The organism is Serratia sp. Res13-Sevr-LER1-36-b (assembly GCF_015673035.1).
GTDB lineage: Bacteria > Pseudomonadota > Gammaproteobacteria > Enterobacterales > Enterobacteriaceae > Chania > Chania fonticola_C.
The window spans coordinates 275,986-289,977 of the sequence record NZ_JADACK010000017.1 but is presented as its reverse complement, the minus strand read 5'-3'; the positions used below and the strand labels follow the sequence as shown (position 1 = coordinate 289,977).

Sequence of the window (13,992 nt, the reverse complement as noted above, 5' to 3'; positions counted from 1 at the left end):
TAAACACAGTGATTTCGCCCAGATGCTGATGAAAACGCCGTTGCTAATAAGCTTTAATCATAAAAAACGTTTTTATATAACCATTATATCATGTCGCGCCACCAAGTATAGAGCCGCTTCACAAGATGATAACGATCTTTTCGCATGATTATCAACGCCGCATCCTGCCGATAAAAATAAGAAAAAGCAGAGAAGAATAGATCCGCCAGCCGGTTTTCGCCAATAAAAAACCAGCTCACTGAGCTGGTTTTTTGCTGTTGCCTTGCGCCTGGGTTACTTCTTGCCTTCAACCCATTTGCCATCAACGAAGAATGCGGACCAACCGGTGGCCTTGCCGTCTTTCTCTGATGAGACATACTGCTGCTTGGTTTTACGGCTGAAGCGCACCATCGTCTTGTTGCCTTCCGGATCGGCCACCGGTGCATCGGCCAGATAGCGCAACTTCTCCGGCAAACGATCTTTGAAGCGCAGCAACTCTTCCACTAACGGCGCACGGGTTTCACGCGATTTAGGGAAAGTGTTGGCCGCAAGGAACACGCCTGCTGCTCCATCACGCAACACAAAGTAGGCGTCCGATTTCTCGCACGGCAACTCTGGCAGCGGGACCGGATCCTCTTTCGGCGGAGCAACTTCACCGCTGCGCAGGATCTTACGGGTATTCTTGCAGTTTTCGTTGGTACAGCCCATGTACTTACCAAAGCGCCCCATTTTCAGGTGCATTTCGGAACCACACTTCTCACACTCAACGATCGGGCCGTCGTAACCTTTCAGGCGGAATTCGCCCTGCTCGATTTCGTAGCCATCACAGGCCGGGTTGTTACCGCACACGTGCAGCTTGCGCTGGTTGTCGATCAGGTAGCTGTCCATCGCGGTGCCGCACTTCTGGCAGCGCTTACGGGCACGCAGGGCGTTGGTTTCTGCATCATCCCCTTCGAGGATGTTCAGCACTTCCGCTTCCGGCACCAGGTTGATGGTGGTTTTACAGCGCTCTTTCGGCGTCAACGCATAACCGGAGCAACCAAGGAACACGCCGGTACTGGCGGTGCGGATACCCATCTTGCGGCCGCAGGTCGGGCAGTCAATGCTAGTCATCACCATCTGGTTCGGGCGCATACCGCCCTCTTCAGGGTCCTTCTCGGCGGTTTCCAGCTGCTCGCTGAATTCGGCAAAGAATTCGTCCAGCACTGCTTTCCATTCCGCCTGATTGTTGGCGACCTGGTCCAGGCCATTTTCCATGCGTGCGGTGAAGTCGTAATTCATCAGCTCACGGAAGTTTTCTTCCAGGCGATCGGTGACGATCTCACCCATTTTTTCTGCGTAGAACCGGCGACTCTCTACCCGCACATAACCACGATCCTGAATGGTCGAGATGATCGAGGCATAGGTAGATGGACGGCCAATTCCGCGTTTTTCCAACTCTTTAACCAGCGAAGCTTCACTGTAACGTGCCGGTGGCTTGGTAAAGTGCTGGCTCGGGATCAGCTTTTGCAGATCCAGCTCGCTGCCCACTTCGACAAACGGCAAGGTGCGATCTTCATCACCCTTACGCAGCGCAGGCATCACTTTAGTCCAGCCATCGAAACGCAGCGTACGGCCTTTGGCACGCAGCAGGAAGTCGTCGGCTTTCACCGTCAGCGTGGTGGAGTCGTATTGCGCCGGTGTCATCTGACAGGCGACGAACTGACGCCAGATCAACTGATACAGTTTCTGCGCATCCGCTTCCATATCTTTCAGCTGTTCAGCCAATACGCTGACATCGGAAGGACGGATCGCTTCGTGCGCTTCCTGGGAGTTTTCTTTGCTGCTGTATTGGTTAGGCGCCTTAGGCAGGTACTTGTCGCCGAAGTTGTCACCGATATAACCACGCACCATGTTGACCGCGTCCTGGCTCAGGTTGGTGGAGTCGGTACGCATATAGGTGATATGACCGGCTTCATACAGACGCTGCGCCATCATCATGGTTTTCTTCACGCCGAAGCTCAGGCGGGTACTGGCAGCCTGTTGCAGCGTGGAGGTGATGAACGGTGCACCCGGTTTGCTGCTGGTTGGCTTGTCTTCGCGGTCCAGCACCGTATAACAGGCTTTTTCCAGCAGGTTAAGCGCGGCATGAGTCTGCTCACGGTTAACCGGTTTGAACGGCTTATCGTGGGCGTGGGTGACTTCCATCTGCAGCGAGATTTCGCCTTTCGCCAGCAGATCCGCATGCAGTTCCCAGTATTCTTCGGGTACGAACGCCTTGATGTCGCGCTCACGCTCCACCACCAGCCGTACCGCAACGGACTGCACCCGGCCAGCGGACAGGCCACGGGCAATTTTTTTCCACAGCAGTGGCGACACCATGTAGCCCACCACGCGGTCCATAAAGCGACGCGCCTGCTGTGCGTTGACACGATCGATATTCAGCTCGCCTGGCGCTTGGAACGCCTGCTGGATCGCGTTTTTGGTGATTTCGTTAAACACCACGCGGCTAAAGCGCTTGTCGTCTCCACCGATCACTTCCCGCAGGTGCCAGGCGATGGCTTCCCCTTCGCGGTCAAGGTCGGTTGCGAGGTAAATGTGGTCAGCATTTTCGGCTAACGACTTTAACTCGGCGACCACTTTTTCCTTACCAGGTAAAATCTCATATTGCGCTTCCCACCCGTGGTAAGGATCGACGCCCATGCGATTGACCAGCGCGGTCTTTTCATCTTTCTTGACTTTCTTTTTGGCTTTGTCTTTGGTTTTGTCTTCGGTTGACTCAGCGCTCTTTTTGCTAGCTGAGCCACTGGTCGGCAAATCACGGATATGACCGACGCTGGACTTCACCACGTAGTCATTACCTAAATATTTATTAATAGTTTTGGCTTTTGCCGGGGACTCAACTATTACGAGAGCTTTGCCCATAATTACCTTTACCTGAATTTAATACTTCTAAAAAGAAGCCATTTGTCTCGCCGTACCGCGGCAATTCGTATCTCTTATTTATATTGCGGTACTCTGGCAAGAGATCAACCTGTTTTTTTCTAATGATTGCCTAACTGGTCAACCTGAACGCATTTAGCCAGCCTAACCTGTTCACGCCGAACCCCAGAGGCCAGGCCAGCTATGACCTGCGTTGAGCGTAAACAAATCCTTCCACCGGAAGCCGCAAAATCCCACACTCTACCTGATAACAAACGCGACGCAACTTAATTAGCGCGGAAAACCTCATTTCGCTATGGTGGGCCAAATCACTGGCCGTCCAGACGGCAATTAAACCTTAGCTGGTTTGCGGACAAACGCGAACCCGCGCTAGAATACGTTCAGAATTTTCGCTTGCAGGAGAAATAAATGCGTAACAATACTCAACCCATCGAACGAGCAGATCTGCTTACTGAAGCAAATAACATCATCCGCCAACACGAAGATTATATGCACGGCATGGTGGCCACCGACGTTGAGCAGAAAGGCAGCGTGTTGGTTTTCCGCGGCGAGTTTTTTTTAGATCCCGAGGGTCTTCCAACGGCAAAAACCACCGCCGTATTTAATATGTTTAAGCACCTGGCCCATGTGCTTTCCGAGAAATATCATCTGGTGGATTAACCATTAAAAACGGGGCCATCTGGCCCCGTGTAAACATAGCCTTGCTGGCTTACAACAGCGGTTTTTCGCCGCGTTGCCACCAGCGCAACAGCAGACGATCGGCGCTCTCTGCCGCACTGCTGGTAAAGCGATCGATGAAGCGTTTACGGCGGGCATAACGCACCCCCACCACCTCATGGTTTTCCATCTCGGCAATCAACAGATCGTCACTGGTGCCGACCGCGTCAACCAGCCCTTTATCTTTCGCCTGAGTGCCATACCAATGCTCACCGGTCGCAACCTCTTCGATAGCCAATGAAGGGCGTTGCTGATGAACAAACTGTTTGAACAACTCGTGGGTTTCGTTCAGATCTTCACGGAATTTTTCCCGCCCTTGTTCGGTATTCTCACCAAACAGGGTCAAGGTGCGTTTGAACTGGCCAGCGGTGTGCAATTCCACATCGATGTTGCTCTTTTGCAGCAGGCGATGGAAGTTGGGGATCTGGGCAACCACGCCGATCGACCCAATGATGGCAAACGGGGCTGCCACAATGCGGTCGGCCACGCAGGCCATCATGTAACCGCCGCTAGCCGCGACCTTATCCACCGCCACCGTCAGGCGGATACCGCCCTTGCGCAGGCGCTCCAGCTGCGACGCTGCTAGGCCATAGCCGTGTACCACCCCACCAGGGCTCTCCAAACGTAGCAGCACTTCGTCCTTGGCCGTAGCTACCGCCAATACGGCAGAGATCTCTTCGCGCAGTGAGCTGACCTCATGGGCATCCATGCTTCCCTTGAAGTCCAGCACATACAGGCAAGGTTTGACTGCCTCTACCGCACCGGCCTTGGCACGCTGTTTTTTCAGCTTGTCGTCGGCCTTGTTCTGCTTTTTGAATTGCTTGCTCCAGGCCTTCTGCTCTGCCGCCCCCATGCGGGCAAGGCGCATTTCCCGTTGCATTTCACTATATTGCTCACCCAGGTCGGTAAGCTGTAGTTCCCCTTTCTGCTGGCTCTTGCGCTGCCCAAGGCTCACCGCCAGCAACGCCAGCGCGGCAATAGCAATCACCACCGTGGCAACTTTGGCCAGGAAAAGGCCATAAACAGATATAAACTCCACAGATACCGCCTTAATTACAGTTTGTTAGTTGAGCGGGAGCAGCATGCAGCGCCCCTACCTACTTTTTAGCAAATGGCACCACGGCTGTCGCGCCTAAATGAAAATTCAGATTGATGAGCATGCGGCGCACCTCCGTGCTATGGGGTTGCCCGTAGCGGTAACCAAGCCGCTATTGTACCGTTTTTGTTACAAAAGAATGCCGTTTCTGTAGGTTACTCATTGAAAATGCGATCCATTTCAGGCATATAACAGACATTATTCATCAAATTACTGACAAAAATTCGCAGCGGATCGCTATTGTGGTTGAGCAACTCTGCTCCTGCCCGCGATCCGCAATCCACCCAAGCTCCCAGCCATAGCGCGGGAGCCGCCAACCAGGCGCGAGGAACTATTGTGCATTACCAACCTAAGCAGGATCTGCTCGAACAACGAATTATTCTGGTGACCGGGGCGGGCGACGGCATTGGCCGTGAAGCGGCGCTGACTTACGCTCGTTACGGCGCACAGTTGGTGCTGCTTGGCCGCACGGAAAGCAAACTGCAGGCCGTTCAGGCTGAAATTGCCGCCATCTCCAGCGCCCCGACGCATATCGTTACGCTGGATTTGTTACACACCACGCCAGAGCAGTGCCAAACCCTGGCGGAGGACTTGGCCACCAAGGTGCCACGCTTGGACGGCGTATTGCAAAACGCCGGTCTGTTGGGTGATATCGCCCCAATGGCCGAGCTTTCGATGACCATGTGGAACGAAGTGATGCAGGTCAACGTGAATGCCACCTTCATGCTTACCCAGGCGCTGCTGCCGTTGCTGCTAAAATCAAATGCGGGCTCGTTGGTATTCACCAGCTCCAGCGTTGGCCGCACCGGCCGTGCCGGCTGGGGGGCCTATGCCGTTTCCAAGTTTGCCACCGAGGGGATGATGCAGGTATTGGCCGATGAATATAAAAACCGTAACTTGCGGGTAAATTGCATCAATCCTGGCGGAACTCGCACCAAAATGCGTGCATCTGCTTTCCCACAGGAAGATAAAAACAAGCTGAAAACACCGGCCGATATCATGCCACTCTATCTGTATCTGATGGGCGATGACAGCCGCCGTAAAACCGGCATGAGCTTCGATGCTCAGCCCAACCGTAAACCCGGCGCCGCCGAATAAGGAAGCTTTTAACATGGCTGAAGATCGTCACCAGCAACGCCAGCAACGGCTCAAAGAACAGGTGGATGCCCGCATTGCCGCCGCGCAGGAAACGCGTGGCCTATTGCTGGTCTTTACCGGCAATGGCAAAGGCAAGACCACCGCTGCATTTGGCACCGTCACCCGTGCCGTCGGCCACGGTATGAAGGCTGGAGTGATCCAGTTCATCAAAGGCCAGTGGCCCAACGGCGAGAAAAACCTGCTGCAACAGCACGGCGTGGAATTTCAGGTGATGGCAACCGGTTTTACCTGGGAAACTCAGGATCGGGAAAGCGATACCGCCGCCTGTCAGGCCGTCTGGCAACATGGTAAGCGGATGTTGGCCGACAGCAGCCTGGATATGGTGCTGATGGACGAGTTGACCTATATGGTGAGTTACGGCTATTTAGAGCTGGCTGAGCTGCTGGAGGCGCTTGAGCAGCGTCCTGCGCACCAGACGGTGATTATCACTGGTCGTGGCTGTCATCGCGATTTGCTGGAGCTGGCGGATACCGTGACGGAGATGCGGCCGGTGAAGCACGCGTTTGAAGCGGGGATCAAGGCTCAGCAGGGCATTGACTGGTAACTGAATAATCCGTGGCCAAGCCAGAAGGCAAGGCCACGGTGATAAATTTAGCTACGCTTGGAAGACTTGGCCGGTTTACCCGGTTTGCTGCTGCCTGGTGCGCCACGACGGCTACCGGGAGCAACCTGGCTGTGACGTTTTACCGCACGGCGGATCTGGTTGGCTTTAACACGGCGACGATCGCGTTCCACCGGCAGTTTGCTGACGGTTTCCGGTTGCAGCTCCACCAGCTCACGCAGATAGTTGATCGCCTTGAGATCCAGCTCGGTATAGCCGCCACGAGGCAGGCCTTTTGGCAGATCGATATCCCCGTAACGCACGCGGATCAAACGGCTTACCTGCACGCCAACGGCTTCCCACAGGCGACGCACCTCACGGTTACGGCCTTCGGTCAGCGTGACGTTGTACCACTGGTTGATCCCTTCGCCACCCTGGAAGGTGATGGTGCGGAATGCCGCTGGGCCATCTTCCAGTTGGACACCTTTGCTCAGTTGCTTGAGCTTTTCATCGTCGATCTGGCCGAACACGCGCACGGCGTATTCGCGTTCAACTTCGCGGCTTGGGTGCATCAGGCGGTTAGCCAGTTCACCGTCAGTGGTAAACAGCAGCAAGCCTGAGGTATTCACGTCCAAACGCCCTACCGCTACCCAGCGAGAGCCTCGCAGTTTTGGCAGGCGATCGAAGACCGTTGGGCGACCTTCTGGATCGCTACGGGTACAGAGTTCGCCTTCCGGCTTGTAATACGCCAGCACACGGCAAACCGCTTCTTCGGATTCTTTGATCGAGACAACATGACCGTCCAGACGAATTTTCATCCCGGCGACCACTTCAACGCGGTCGCCCAGTTTGGCGATCTTGCCGTCGACGCTGATGCGACCCGCCTCAATCATGGTTTCTATTTCACGACGCGAGCCATGGCCAGCATTCGCTAATACTTTCTGTAACTTTTCGCTCATTGAGCAACCTCTAATGTCGCCTTCACAGGCGTCGGGGGGACTTTGCCGCCACTCTCAGCAAGGAGAGACGGCCGCAAAGATTAGCACTTGGTCAAAACCAACCGCTTATTATACAGGCTTTATCCCTCCTTGGCACTGACTTCGTCCTGCTGTTTAGCGGAATGGCGCTGGATCGCCAGCCCCTTCACGGATCACTTCCGGAGAGGATTCAGTCAGATCGATAACCGTGGTCGGCTGCTGGCCCAGGAAACCGCCGTGGATCACCAGATCCACCTGCTTGCCAAGGTGTTCGCTGATCTCTTCCGGATCGGATTCGGCAAAATCATTGCCCGGCAACATCAGCGTAGTCGACATCATTGGCTCATTGAGCACTTCCAGCAATGCCAGAGCGATCGGGTTAGATGGCACACGCAGGCCGATGGTTTTACGCTTGTCATTCATCAGGCGACGAGGCACTTCTTTGGTCGCTTTCAGGATGAAGGTGTAATTGCCCGGCGTATTGTTCTTGATCAGGCGAAACGACGAGTTGTCCACATAGGCATAGGTCGACAGCTCGGACAGATCACGGCACATCAGCGTAAAGTTGTGGTTGCCGTCCAACTGGCGAATACGGCAAATACGCTCCAAAGCCGCCTTCTCTTCAAGTTTGCAGCCCAGCGCGTAGCCAGAGTCTGTTGGATAGACGATCACACCGCCCTTGCGCAGCACCTCTACGGCCTGATTGATCAGGCGCGGCTGCGGGTTGTCCGGGTGAATATAAAATAGCTGGCTCATCTCTAACTCCTGAAAATGATGCACGCGCAAAACAACGCCCGCGTTAAATCAATCTACTAAGTTCTGTTGGGGCTGTGGCCAATCGCGCCACACCGGTTCAACACCGCCGGGTAACCACAGTTTGCGACCCAACTCAATCCACGAACAGGGCTGATGAAAATCCGAACCCTGAGACGCCAATAATTGATAGTCCTGCGCATATTTAGCCAACACCGTACGCTCATGGGGGGCTTGCTGACACTGCGCCACCTCCATCGCATCGCCGCCATGTTCGGCAAAATAGGCCAGCAGACGCTTCAGCCATTTGGCCGTCAGATCGTAACGGCCCGGATGCGCCATCACCGCTTGACCACCGGATTGATGAATGACATCAATGGCTTGTTCTATTGTACACCACTGTGGCGGAACATAGCCGATTTTCCCTTTGGCGAGATACTTCTTGAACACCTGCGCCATGTTGGCGGCCATGCCCTGCTGCACCAGAAAACGGGCAAAATGCCCTCTGGTGACCGCTCCGTCCCCTGCCAGTTGTTGTGCTCCGGCATAGGCATCGGGAATACGCGCTTTCGCTAACCGAACGCCGATTTCTTGCGCCCGCAGATTACGGCGCTCGGTCTGTTCGATCAGCAGCTGTAACAGTGCCGGGTGGGCGATATCGAGCCCCAGCCCGACAATGTGGATCTCATGGTTTTCCCACAGGGTAGAAATCTCGACGCCGTTAACCAGCTGCAAGGGCAAGGCAAGATCGGCTATCGCGGCCGCAGCCTCTGCCAATCCGTTGGTGGTGTCGTGATCGGTAATAGCCAGCACGCCAACGCGCATCTCAACGGCTCGCTGCACCAGTTGAGTCGGCGTTAAGTAACCGTCCGAAGCGGTGGTGTGGCTGTGGAGATCGTACAGGGTAAAAGCGGAGGATTGTGGGCTGCTGTCTGTCAAAAGGGATATCCTGCGATGGCTTGGCTTTCTATCATACCCGTTAAGGTTGGCCGGACGGAAATCTATTCTGCCGATGGCGCTCCCGCCAGATTAACGTTTTCACATTAGCCGCTAACATATTGTGCAAAAAGAGAGTTGACATTGCCCCTTCGTTCCAGTTAACTAGTACACAAGTTCACGGCAATAACCGTGTTGGATGAAAATACAGAGAGCAACATGATGACTAAGCACACTTCTCTTCTTCGCTGGTGGCGTACTTCCCAATCAAGGGTCGAGTAATCACGCATACCTGTCATCTGACACTGCAGATTCCCTAGGCCCGCTCATTATAGCGGGCTTTTTAATGGACAAGATTTGACTGGAACTACCGAAGATGAACATCAAACCACAGCTCAAACTACTCACGGCACAGGCCGGTTACCGCAGCGATCCGACGGCGATTTTTCATCAGCTGTGCGGCGCCCGTCCTGCCACCCTGTTGCTAGACTCGGCGGAAATCAACAGCAAGCAAAACCTGAAAAGCCTGCTGATTGTCGACAGTGCCCTGCGCATTACCGCCTTGGGCCGTAAGGTCAGCCTTCAGGCGCTGACCGCTAACGGCGCAGCCCTGCTGCCACTGTTGGATGAAGCCTTGCCTGCCGACGTACAAATCCAGGCTCGCCCTGATGGCCGTGAGTTGACCTTCCCGGCAATTGATACGGTACAAGACGAAGATGCCCGCTTGCGTTCACTGTCGGTGTTTGATGCGTTACGCACAATGCTGACTTTGGTCGATGCGCCCGCCGATGAGCGTGAAGCCATGCTGCTAGGCGGCCTGTTTGCCTATGACCTGGTGGCTGGCTTTGAAGACCTGCCAGAACTGCGCCAAGACCAGCGCTGCCCAGACTTCTGTTTCTATCTGGCGGAAACGCTGCTGGTGCTGGATCACCAACGCGGTGTGGCGCGTTTGCAAGCCAGCGTATTCACCGGTGACAACGCTGAAACACTGCGTTTGCAGCAGCGTCTCGAACAGCTTCAGGCGCAATTGCAACAAACTCCAATCGCCATTCCTCATCAGAAACTGGAAGACATGCAGCTAAGCTGCAATCAGAGCGATGAAGAGTACGGCGCGGTAGTCAGCCAGTTGCAGCAGGCCATCCGCCACGGTGAGATTTTCCAGGTGGTGCCTTCTCGTCGCTTCTCTCTGCCTTGCCCTAACCCGCTGGCGGCTTACCAGACGCTGAAGGAAAACAATCCAAGCCCTTACATGTTCTTTATGCAGGACAACGAGTTCACGCTGTTCGGAGCCTCGCCGGAAAGCGCGCTGAAATATGAAGCTACCAGCCGCCAAATCGAAATTTATCCGATCGCCGGTACTCGTCCTCGCGGACGCCGCGCCGACGGTTCGCTGGATCTGGATCTCGACAGCCGCATCGAACTGGAAATGCGTACCGACCATAAAGAGCTGGCGGAACACCTGATGCTGGTCGACCTGGCCCGCAACGATCTGGCCCGCATCTGTGAAGCTGGCAGCCGCTACGTGGCCGACCTGACCAAGGTAGACCGTTACTCATTCGTGATGCACCTGGTTTCCCGCGTGGTCGGCAAGCTGCGTAGCGATCTCGACGTGCTGCATGCCTATCAGGCCTGTATGAATATGGGCACGCTGAGCGGAGCGCCGAAAGTGCGCGCCATGCAACTGATTGCCGCCTATGAAGGCACCCGTCGTGGCAGCTACGGCGGTGCAGTGGGCTACTTTACCGCTCACGGCGATCTCGATACCTGTATTGTCATTCGTTCCGCGTATGTTGAGGACGGTGTTGCTACCGTGCAGGCCGGTGCCGGTGTGGTGCTGGACTCCGTTCCGCAGGCGGAAGCCGATGAAACCCGTAACAAGGCACGTGCCGTGCTGCGTGCCATCGCCAGCGCGCACCAGGCCAAGGAGATTTTCTAATGGCCGATATCTTACTGCTCGATAACGTCGACTCCTTTACCTACAACCTGGTCGATCAGCTGCGTGCCAGCGGCCATCAGGTCGTGATTTACCGTAACCAGATTGCTGCCGAGGTCATCATCGCGCGCCTGCAACAGATGAAGCAGCCTATTTTGATGCTGTCCCCTGGCCCAGGTACTCCAGCCGACGCTGGCTGTATGCCCGAACTGTTGCAACGCCTGCGCGGCCAGATGCCAATCATCGGTATCTGTCTCGGCCATCAGGCGATTGTGGAAGCTTATGGCGGCCACGTTGGCCAGGCCGGTGAGATCTTGCACGGCAAGGCTTCTTCAATTACTCACGATAACCAGGGGATGTTTGCCGGTATGGCTAACCCGCTGCCGGTCGCCCGCTATCATTCGCTGGTCGGCAGCAATATCCCTGAAGGACTGACCGTCAATGCTCGCTTCGGCGACATGGTGATGGCAGTGCGTCACGATGAACACCGCGTATGTGGTTTCCAATTCCATCCAGAATCCATTCTGACCACCCAAGGCGCACGTTTGCTTGAGCAGACGTTGGCCTGGGCGCTGGCGAAATAATCAAGGGGAACCGACTATGCAACCTATTCTTGAAAAACTGTATCGCTCGGAGTCGATGAGCCAGGAAGAAAGCCAGCAGTTATTCAGCGCTATCGTGCGCGGTGAGCTGGAACCTAGCCAACTGGCGGCAGCATTGATCAGCATGAAGATCCGCGGGGAGCACCCGGAAGAAATCGCCGGAGCAGCCAAGGCGCTCTTGGCTGATGCTTTACCGTTCCCACGCCCGGACTATGCCTTCGCAGATATCGTCGGCACCGGCGGTGACGGTACCAACAGCATCAATATCTCCACGGCCAGCGCCTTTGTCGCCGCAGCCTGTGGGGTCAAGGTGGCCAAGCACGGCAACCGCAGCGTCTCCAGCCGTTCCGGTTCATCCGATCTGTTGGCCGCCTTCGGGATCCGCCTGGATCTGCCTGCGGAAGAATCCCGCAAGGCATTAGACGAACTGGGTGTGTGTTTCCTGTTTGCGCCGCAGTATCACACCGGTTTTCGCCATGCGATGCCGGTACGCCAACAGCTGAAGACCCGCACGGTGTTCAACGTCCTCGGGCCGTTGATTAACCCGGCTCGCCCACCGTTGGCGCTGATTGGGGTCTACAGCCCGGAGCTGGTGCTGCCAATCGCCCAAACCCTGCGCGTATTGGGTTATCAGCGCGCCGCCGTCGTACACGGTGGCGGTATGGATGAAGTGGCGATCCACACCACCACTCACGTAGCCGAACTGAATGACGGCGAAATTGAAAGTTATCAGCTGACACCTAAATCCTTTGGGTTGGAAAGCCACCCGCTGGGCTCCCTGCTAGGCGGGTCGCCGGAAGAAAATCGTGACATTCTGGCAAGGTTGTTACAAGGTAAAGGCGAGCCAGCGCACGCCGCGGCGGTCGCCGCCAACGTCGCACTGTTGCTGAAACTATTCGGACAGGAAGACCTGCGCCAGAACGCGCAGCAGGCATTGGAAATGATCCACAGTGGGCAGGCTTACCAGCGTGTCACTGCTTTGGCAGCAAGAGGATAAATGATGCAGGAAACCGTGCTCAACAAGATTGTTCGTGACAAGGCGCAGTGGGTCGCGGCACGTAAGCAACAACAGCCATTAGCCAGCTTTCAAAACGAAATCGTGCCAAGCGAGCGTAGCTTTTATCATGCGCTACAAGGCGCCAGAACGGCATTTATTCTCGAATGCAAGAAAGCCTCTCCTTCCAAGGGGCTGATCCGCGAGAATTTTGACCCGGTAGAAATCGCCTCGGTGTATAAGGACTTCGCCTCAGCGATCTCGGTATTGACCGATGAGCAATACTTCCAGGGCAGCTTCGATTTTCTGCCTCTGGTGAGTAAAACCGTGTCCCAGCCGGTGCTGTGTAAGGACTTTATGATCGACCCTTACCAGATCTATCTGGCACGTCACTACCAGGCCGACGCCATTCTGTTGATGCTGTCGGTGCTCGATGACGAACAGTACCGCCAACTTGCCGCGGTGGCACACAGCCTGAATATGGGCGTGCTGACCGAGGTGATTAGCGAAGAGGAATTACAGCGCGCGGTACAGCTCGAAGCCAAAGTGATCGGCATTAACAACCGCGATCTGCGCGATCTGTCTATTGATCTGGATCGCACCCGCACTCTGGCTCCTAAAGTGCCACATGGCGTGACGGTGATCAGCGAGTCCGGCATCAACAACTATCGCCAGATCCGCGAACTCAGCCGCTATGCCAACGGTTTTCTGATCGGCAGCGCGTTGATGTCGGAAACCAACCTGCGCAGCGCGGTACGCCGCGTGATCCTGGGCGACAACAAAGTCTGCGGCCTGACCCGGCCGCAAGATGCCGCAGCCGCTTATCAGGCAGGTGCCAACTACGGCGGTCTGATCTTCGTTGGCCGTTCCCCGCGTAACGTGGACATTGCCCGCGCCAGGGAAGTGATCGCCGGAGCACCGTTGAAATACGTGGGCGTTTTCTGTGATGCGCCGACCGCTACGGTCGTGCAAACTGTCGAGCGCCTTGGTCTGCATGCTGTGCAACTGCACGGCGCGGAAGACCAGGCTTATATCAACGCCCTGCGTGCCGAGCTGCCAGCCACCTGTCAGATCTGGAAAGCCTTGAGCGTGAAGGACAGCCTGCCCGCTCGCGATCTGCAACAGGTCGATCGTTACCTGCTGGATAATGGTGCTGGCGGTACCGGAGTTCGCTTTGACTGGTCGGTGTTGCAGGGCCAAACGCTGGACAACGTGATGCTGGCAGGAGGCCTGAGTGCGGACAACTGCGTAGATGCCGCCCAACTGGGCTGTGCGGGCCTCGATTTCAACTCTGGCGTAGAGAGCCAACCCGGCATCAAAGATGCCGAGCGTCTGGCGGCGGTGTTCCAAACCCTGCGCGCCTACTGATTGCGAACCTCATTTA

At 55.6% G+C, this 13,992-nt stretch carries 12 protein-coding genes and 1 other annotated feature; of the genes, 7 read left to right on the top strand and 5 right to left on the bottom strand.

The features are described 5' to 3' along the window. Positions 1 to 273: 273 nt before the first annotated feature. Positions 274 to 2,883: a type I DNA topoisomerase gene (gene topA / locus IMQ33_RS11355; protein ID WP_173409219.1), complete on the bottom strand. Its 2,610-nt coding sequence runs from the start codon at positions 2,881 to 2,883 to the stop codon at positions 274 to 276. 426 nt (positions 2,884 to 3,309) lie between these two features. Between topA and IMQ33_RS11350 the strand changes: the two genes are divergently transcribed. Next, positions 3,310 to 3,561, top strand: a complete 252-nt coding sequence (locus IMQ33_RS11350) for a YciN family protein (RefSeq protein WP_021181261.1) — start codon at positions 3,310 to 3,312, stop codon at positions 3,559 to 3,561. Positions 3,562 to 3,610: 49 nt separating this feature from the next. Here IMQ33_RS11350 and sohB read toward each other — a convergent pair whose 3' ends face one another. Next, the gene (sohB, locus tag IMQ33_RS11345) at positions 3,611 to 4,657 is read right to left on the bottom strand and encodes a protease SohB (protein WP_196062436.1); all 1,047 of its coding nucleotides are present in this window, start codon (positions 4,655 to 4,657) and stop codon (positions 3,611 to 3,613) included. Positions 4,658 to 5,050: 393 nt separating this feature from the next. On the opposite strand from sohB, the gene IMQ33_RS11340 reads away from it, so the two are divergent. Both IMQ33_RS11340 and cobO read left to right on the top strand, forming a co-directional pair. Beyond that, complete coding sequence (locus IMQ33_RS11340; protein ID WP_059200952.1) at positions 5,051 to 5,812, top strand: YciK family oxidoreductase; 762 nt, start codon at positions 5,051 to 5,053, stop codon at positions 5,810 to 5,812. Between the two features lie 13 nt (positions 5,813 to 5,825). Further along, entirely contained in the window at positions 5,826 to 6,416 is a 591-nt protein-coding gene (gene cobO, locus IMQ33_RS11335) for a cob(I)yrinic acid a,c-diamide adenosyltransferase (RefSeq protein ID WP_024486387.1), read from the top strand. 47 nt (positions 6,417 to 6,463) lie between these two features. Here the strand turns inward: cobO and rluB are convergent, their stop codons facing one another. The 3 genes from rluB to IMQ33_RS11320 all read right to left on the bottom strand — a co-directional run bounded on the left by rluB (position 6,464) and on the right by IMQ33_RS11320 (position 9,082). Continuing rightward, the gene (gene rluB / locus IMQ33_RS11330) at positions 6,464 to 7,372 is read right to left on the bottom strand and encodes a 23S rRNA pseudouridine(2605) synthase RluB (RefSeq protein WP_024486388.1); all 909 of its coding nucleotides are present in this window, start codon (positions 7,370 to 7,372) and stop codon (positions 6,464 to 6,466) included. Between the two features lie 153 nt (positions 7,373 to 7,525). Then, on the bottom strand, positions 7,526 to 8,146 hold the full coding sequence (locus tag IMQ33_RS11325; protein ID WP_024529259.1) for an L-threonylcarbamoyladenylate synthase: 621 nt from the start codon (positions 8,144 to 8,146) through the stop codon (positions 7,526 to 7,528). Between the two features lie 48 nt (positions 8,147 to 8,194). Then, the gene (locus IMQ33_RS11320; protein WP_065685701.1) at positions 8,195 to 9,082 is read right to left on the bottom strand and encodes a PHP domain-containing protein; all 888 of its coding nucleotides are present in this window, start codon (positions 9,080 to 9,082) and stop codon (positions 8,195 to 8,197) included. A gap of 240 nt (positions 9,083 to 9,322) precedes the next feature. Next, positions 9,323 to 9,427 (top strand) — a sequence feature (Trp leader region). Positions 9,428 to 9,455: 28 nt separating this feature from the next. Between IMQ33_RS11320 and IMQ33_RS11315 the strand changes: the two genes are divergently transcribed. Genes IMQ33_RS11315 through trpCF form a run of 4 tightly spaced genes read left to right on the top strand, consistent with a single transcriptional unit; the run spans position 9,456 to position 13,976 of the window. Beyond that, positions 9,456 to 11,015, top strand: a complete 1,560-nt coding sequence (locus IMQ33_RS11315; protein ID WP_196062437.1) for an anthranilate synthase component 1 — start codon at positions 9,456 to 9,458, stop codon at positions 11,013 to 11,015. Next, a complete protein-coding gene (locus IMQ33_RS11310) occupies positions 11,015 to 11,596 on the top strand; it encodes a gamma-glutamyl-gamma-aminobutyrate hydrolase family protein (protein ID WP_024529256.1) in 582 nt (193 codons plus the stop codon). The genes IMQ33_RS11315 and IMQ33_RS11310 overlap by 1 nt, the downstream gene beginning before the upstream one ends. A 16-nt stretch (positions 11,597 to 11,612) precedes the next feature. Continuing rightward, positions 11,613 to 12,611: an anthranilate phosphoribosyltransferase gene (trpD, locus tag IMQ33_RS11305; protein WP_065685698.1), complete on the top strand. Its 999-nt coding sequence runs from the start codon at positions 11,613 to 11,615 to the stop codon at positions 12,609 to 12,611. A gap of 3 nt (positions 12,612 to 12,614) precedes the next feature. Then, positions 12,615 to 13,976, top strand: a complete 1,362-nt coding sequence (gene trpCF, locus IMQ33_RS11300) for a bifunctional indole-3-glycerol-phosphate synthase TrpC/phosphoribosylanthranilate isomerase TrpF (RefSeq protein WP_196062464.1) — start codon at positions 12,615 to 12,617, stop codon at positions 13,974 to 13,976. Positions 13,977 to 13,992: the final 16 nt, after the last annotated feature.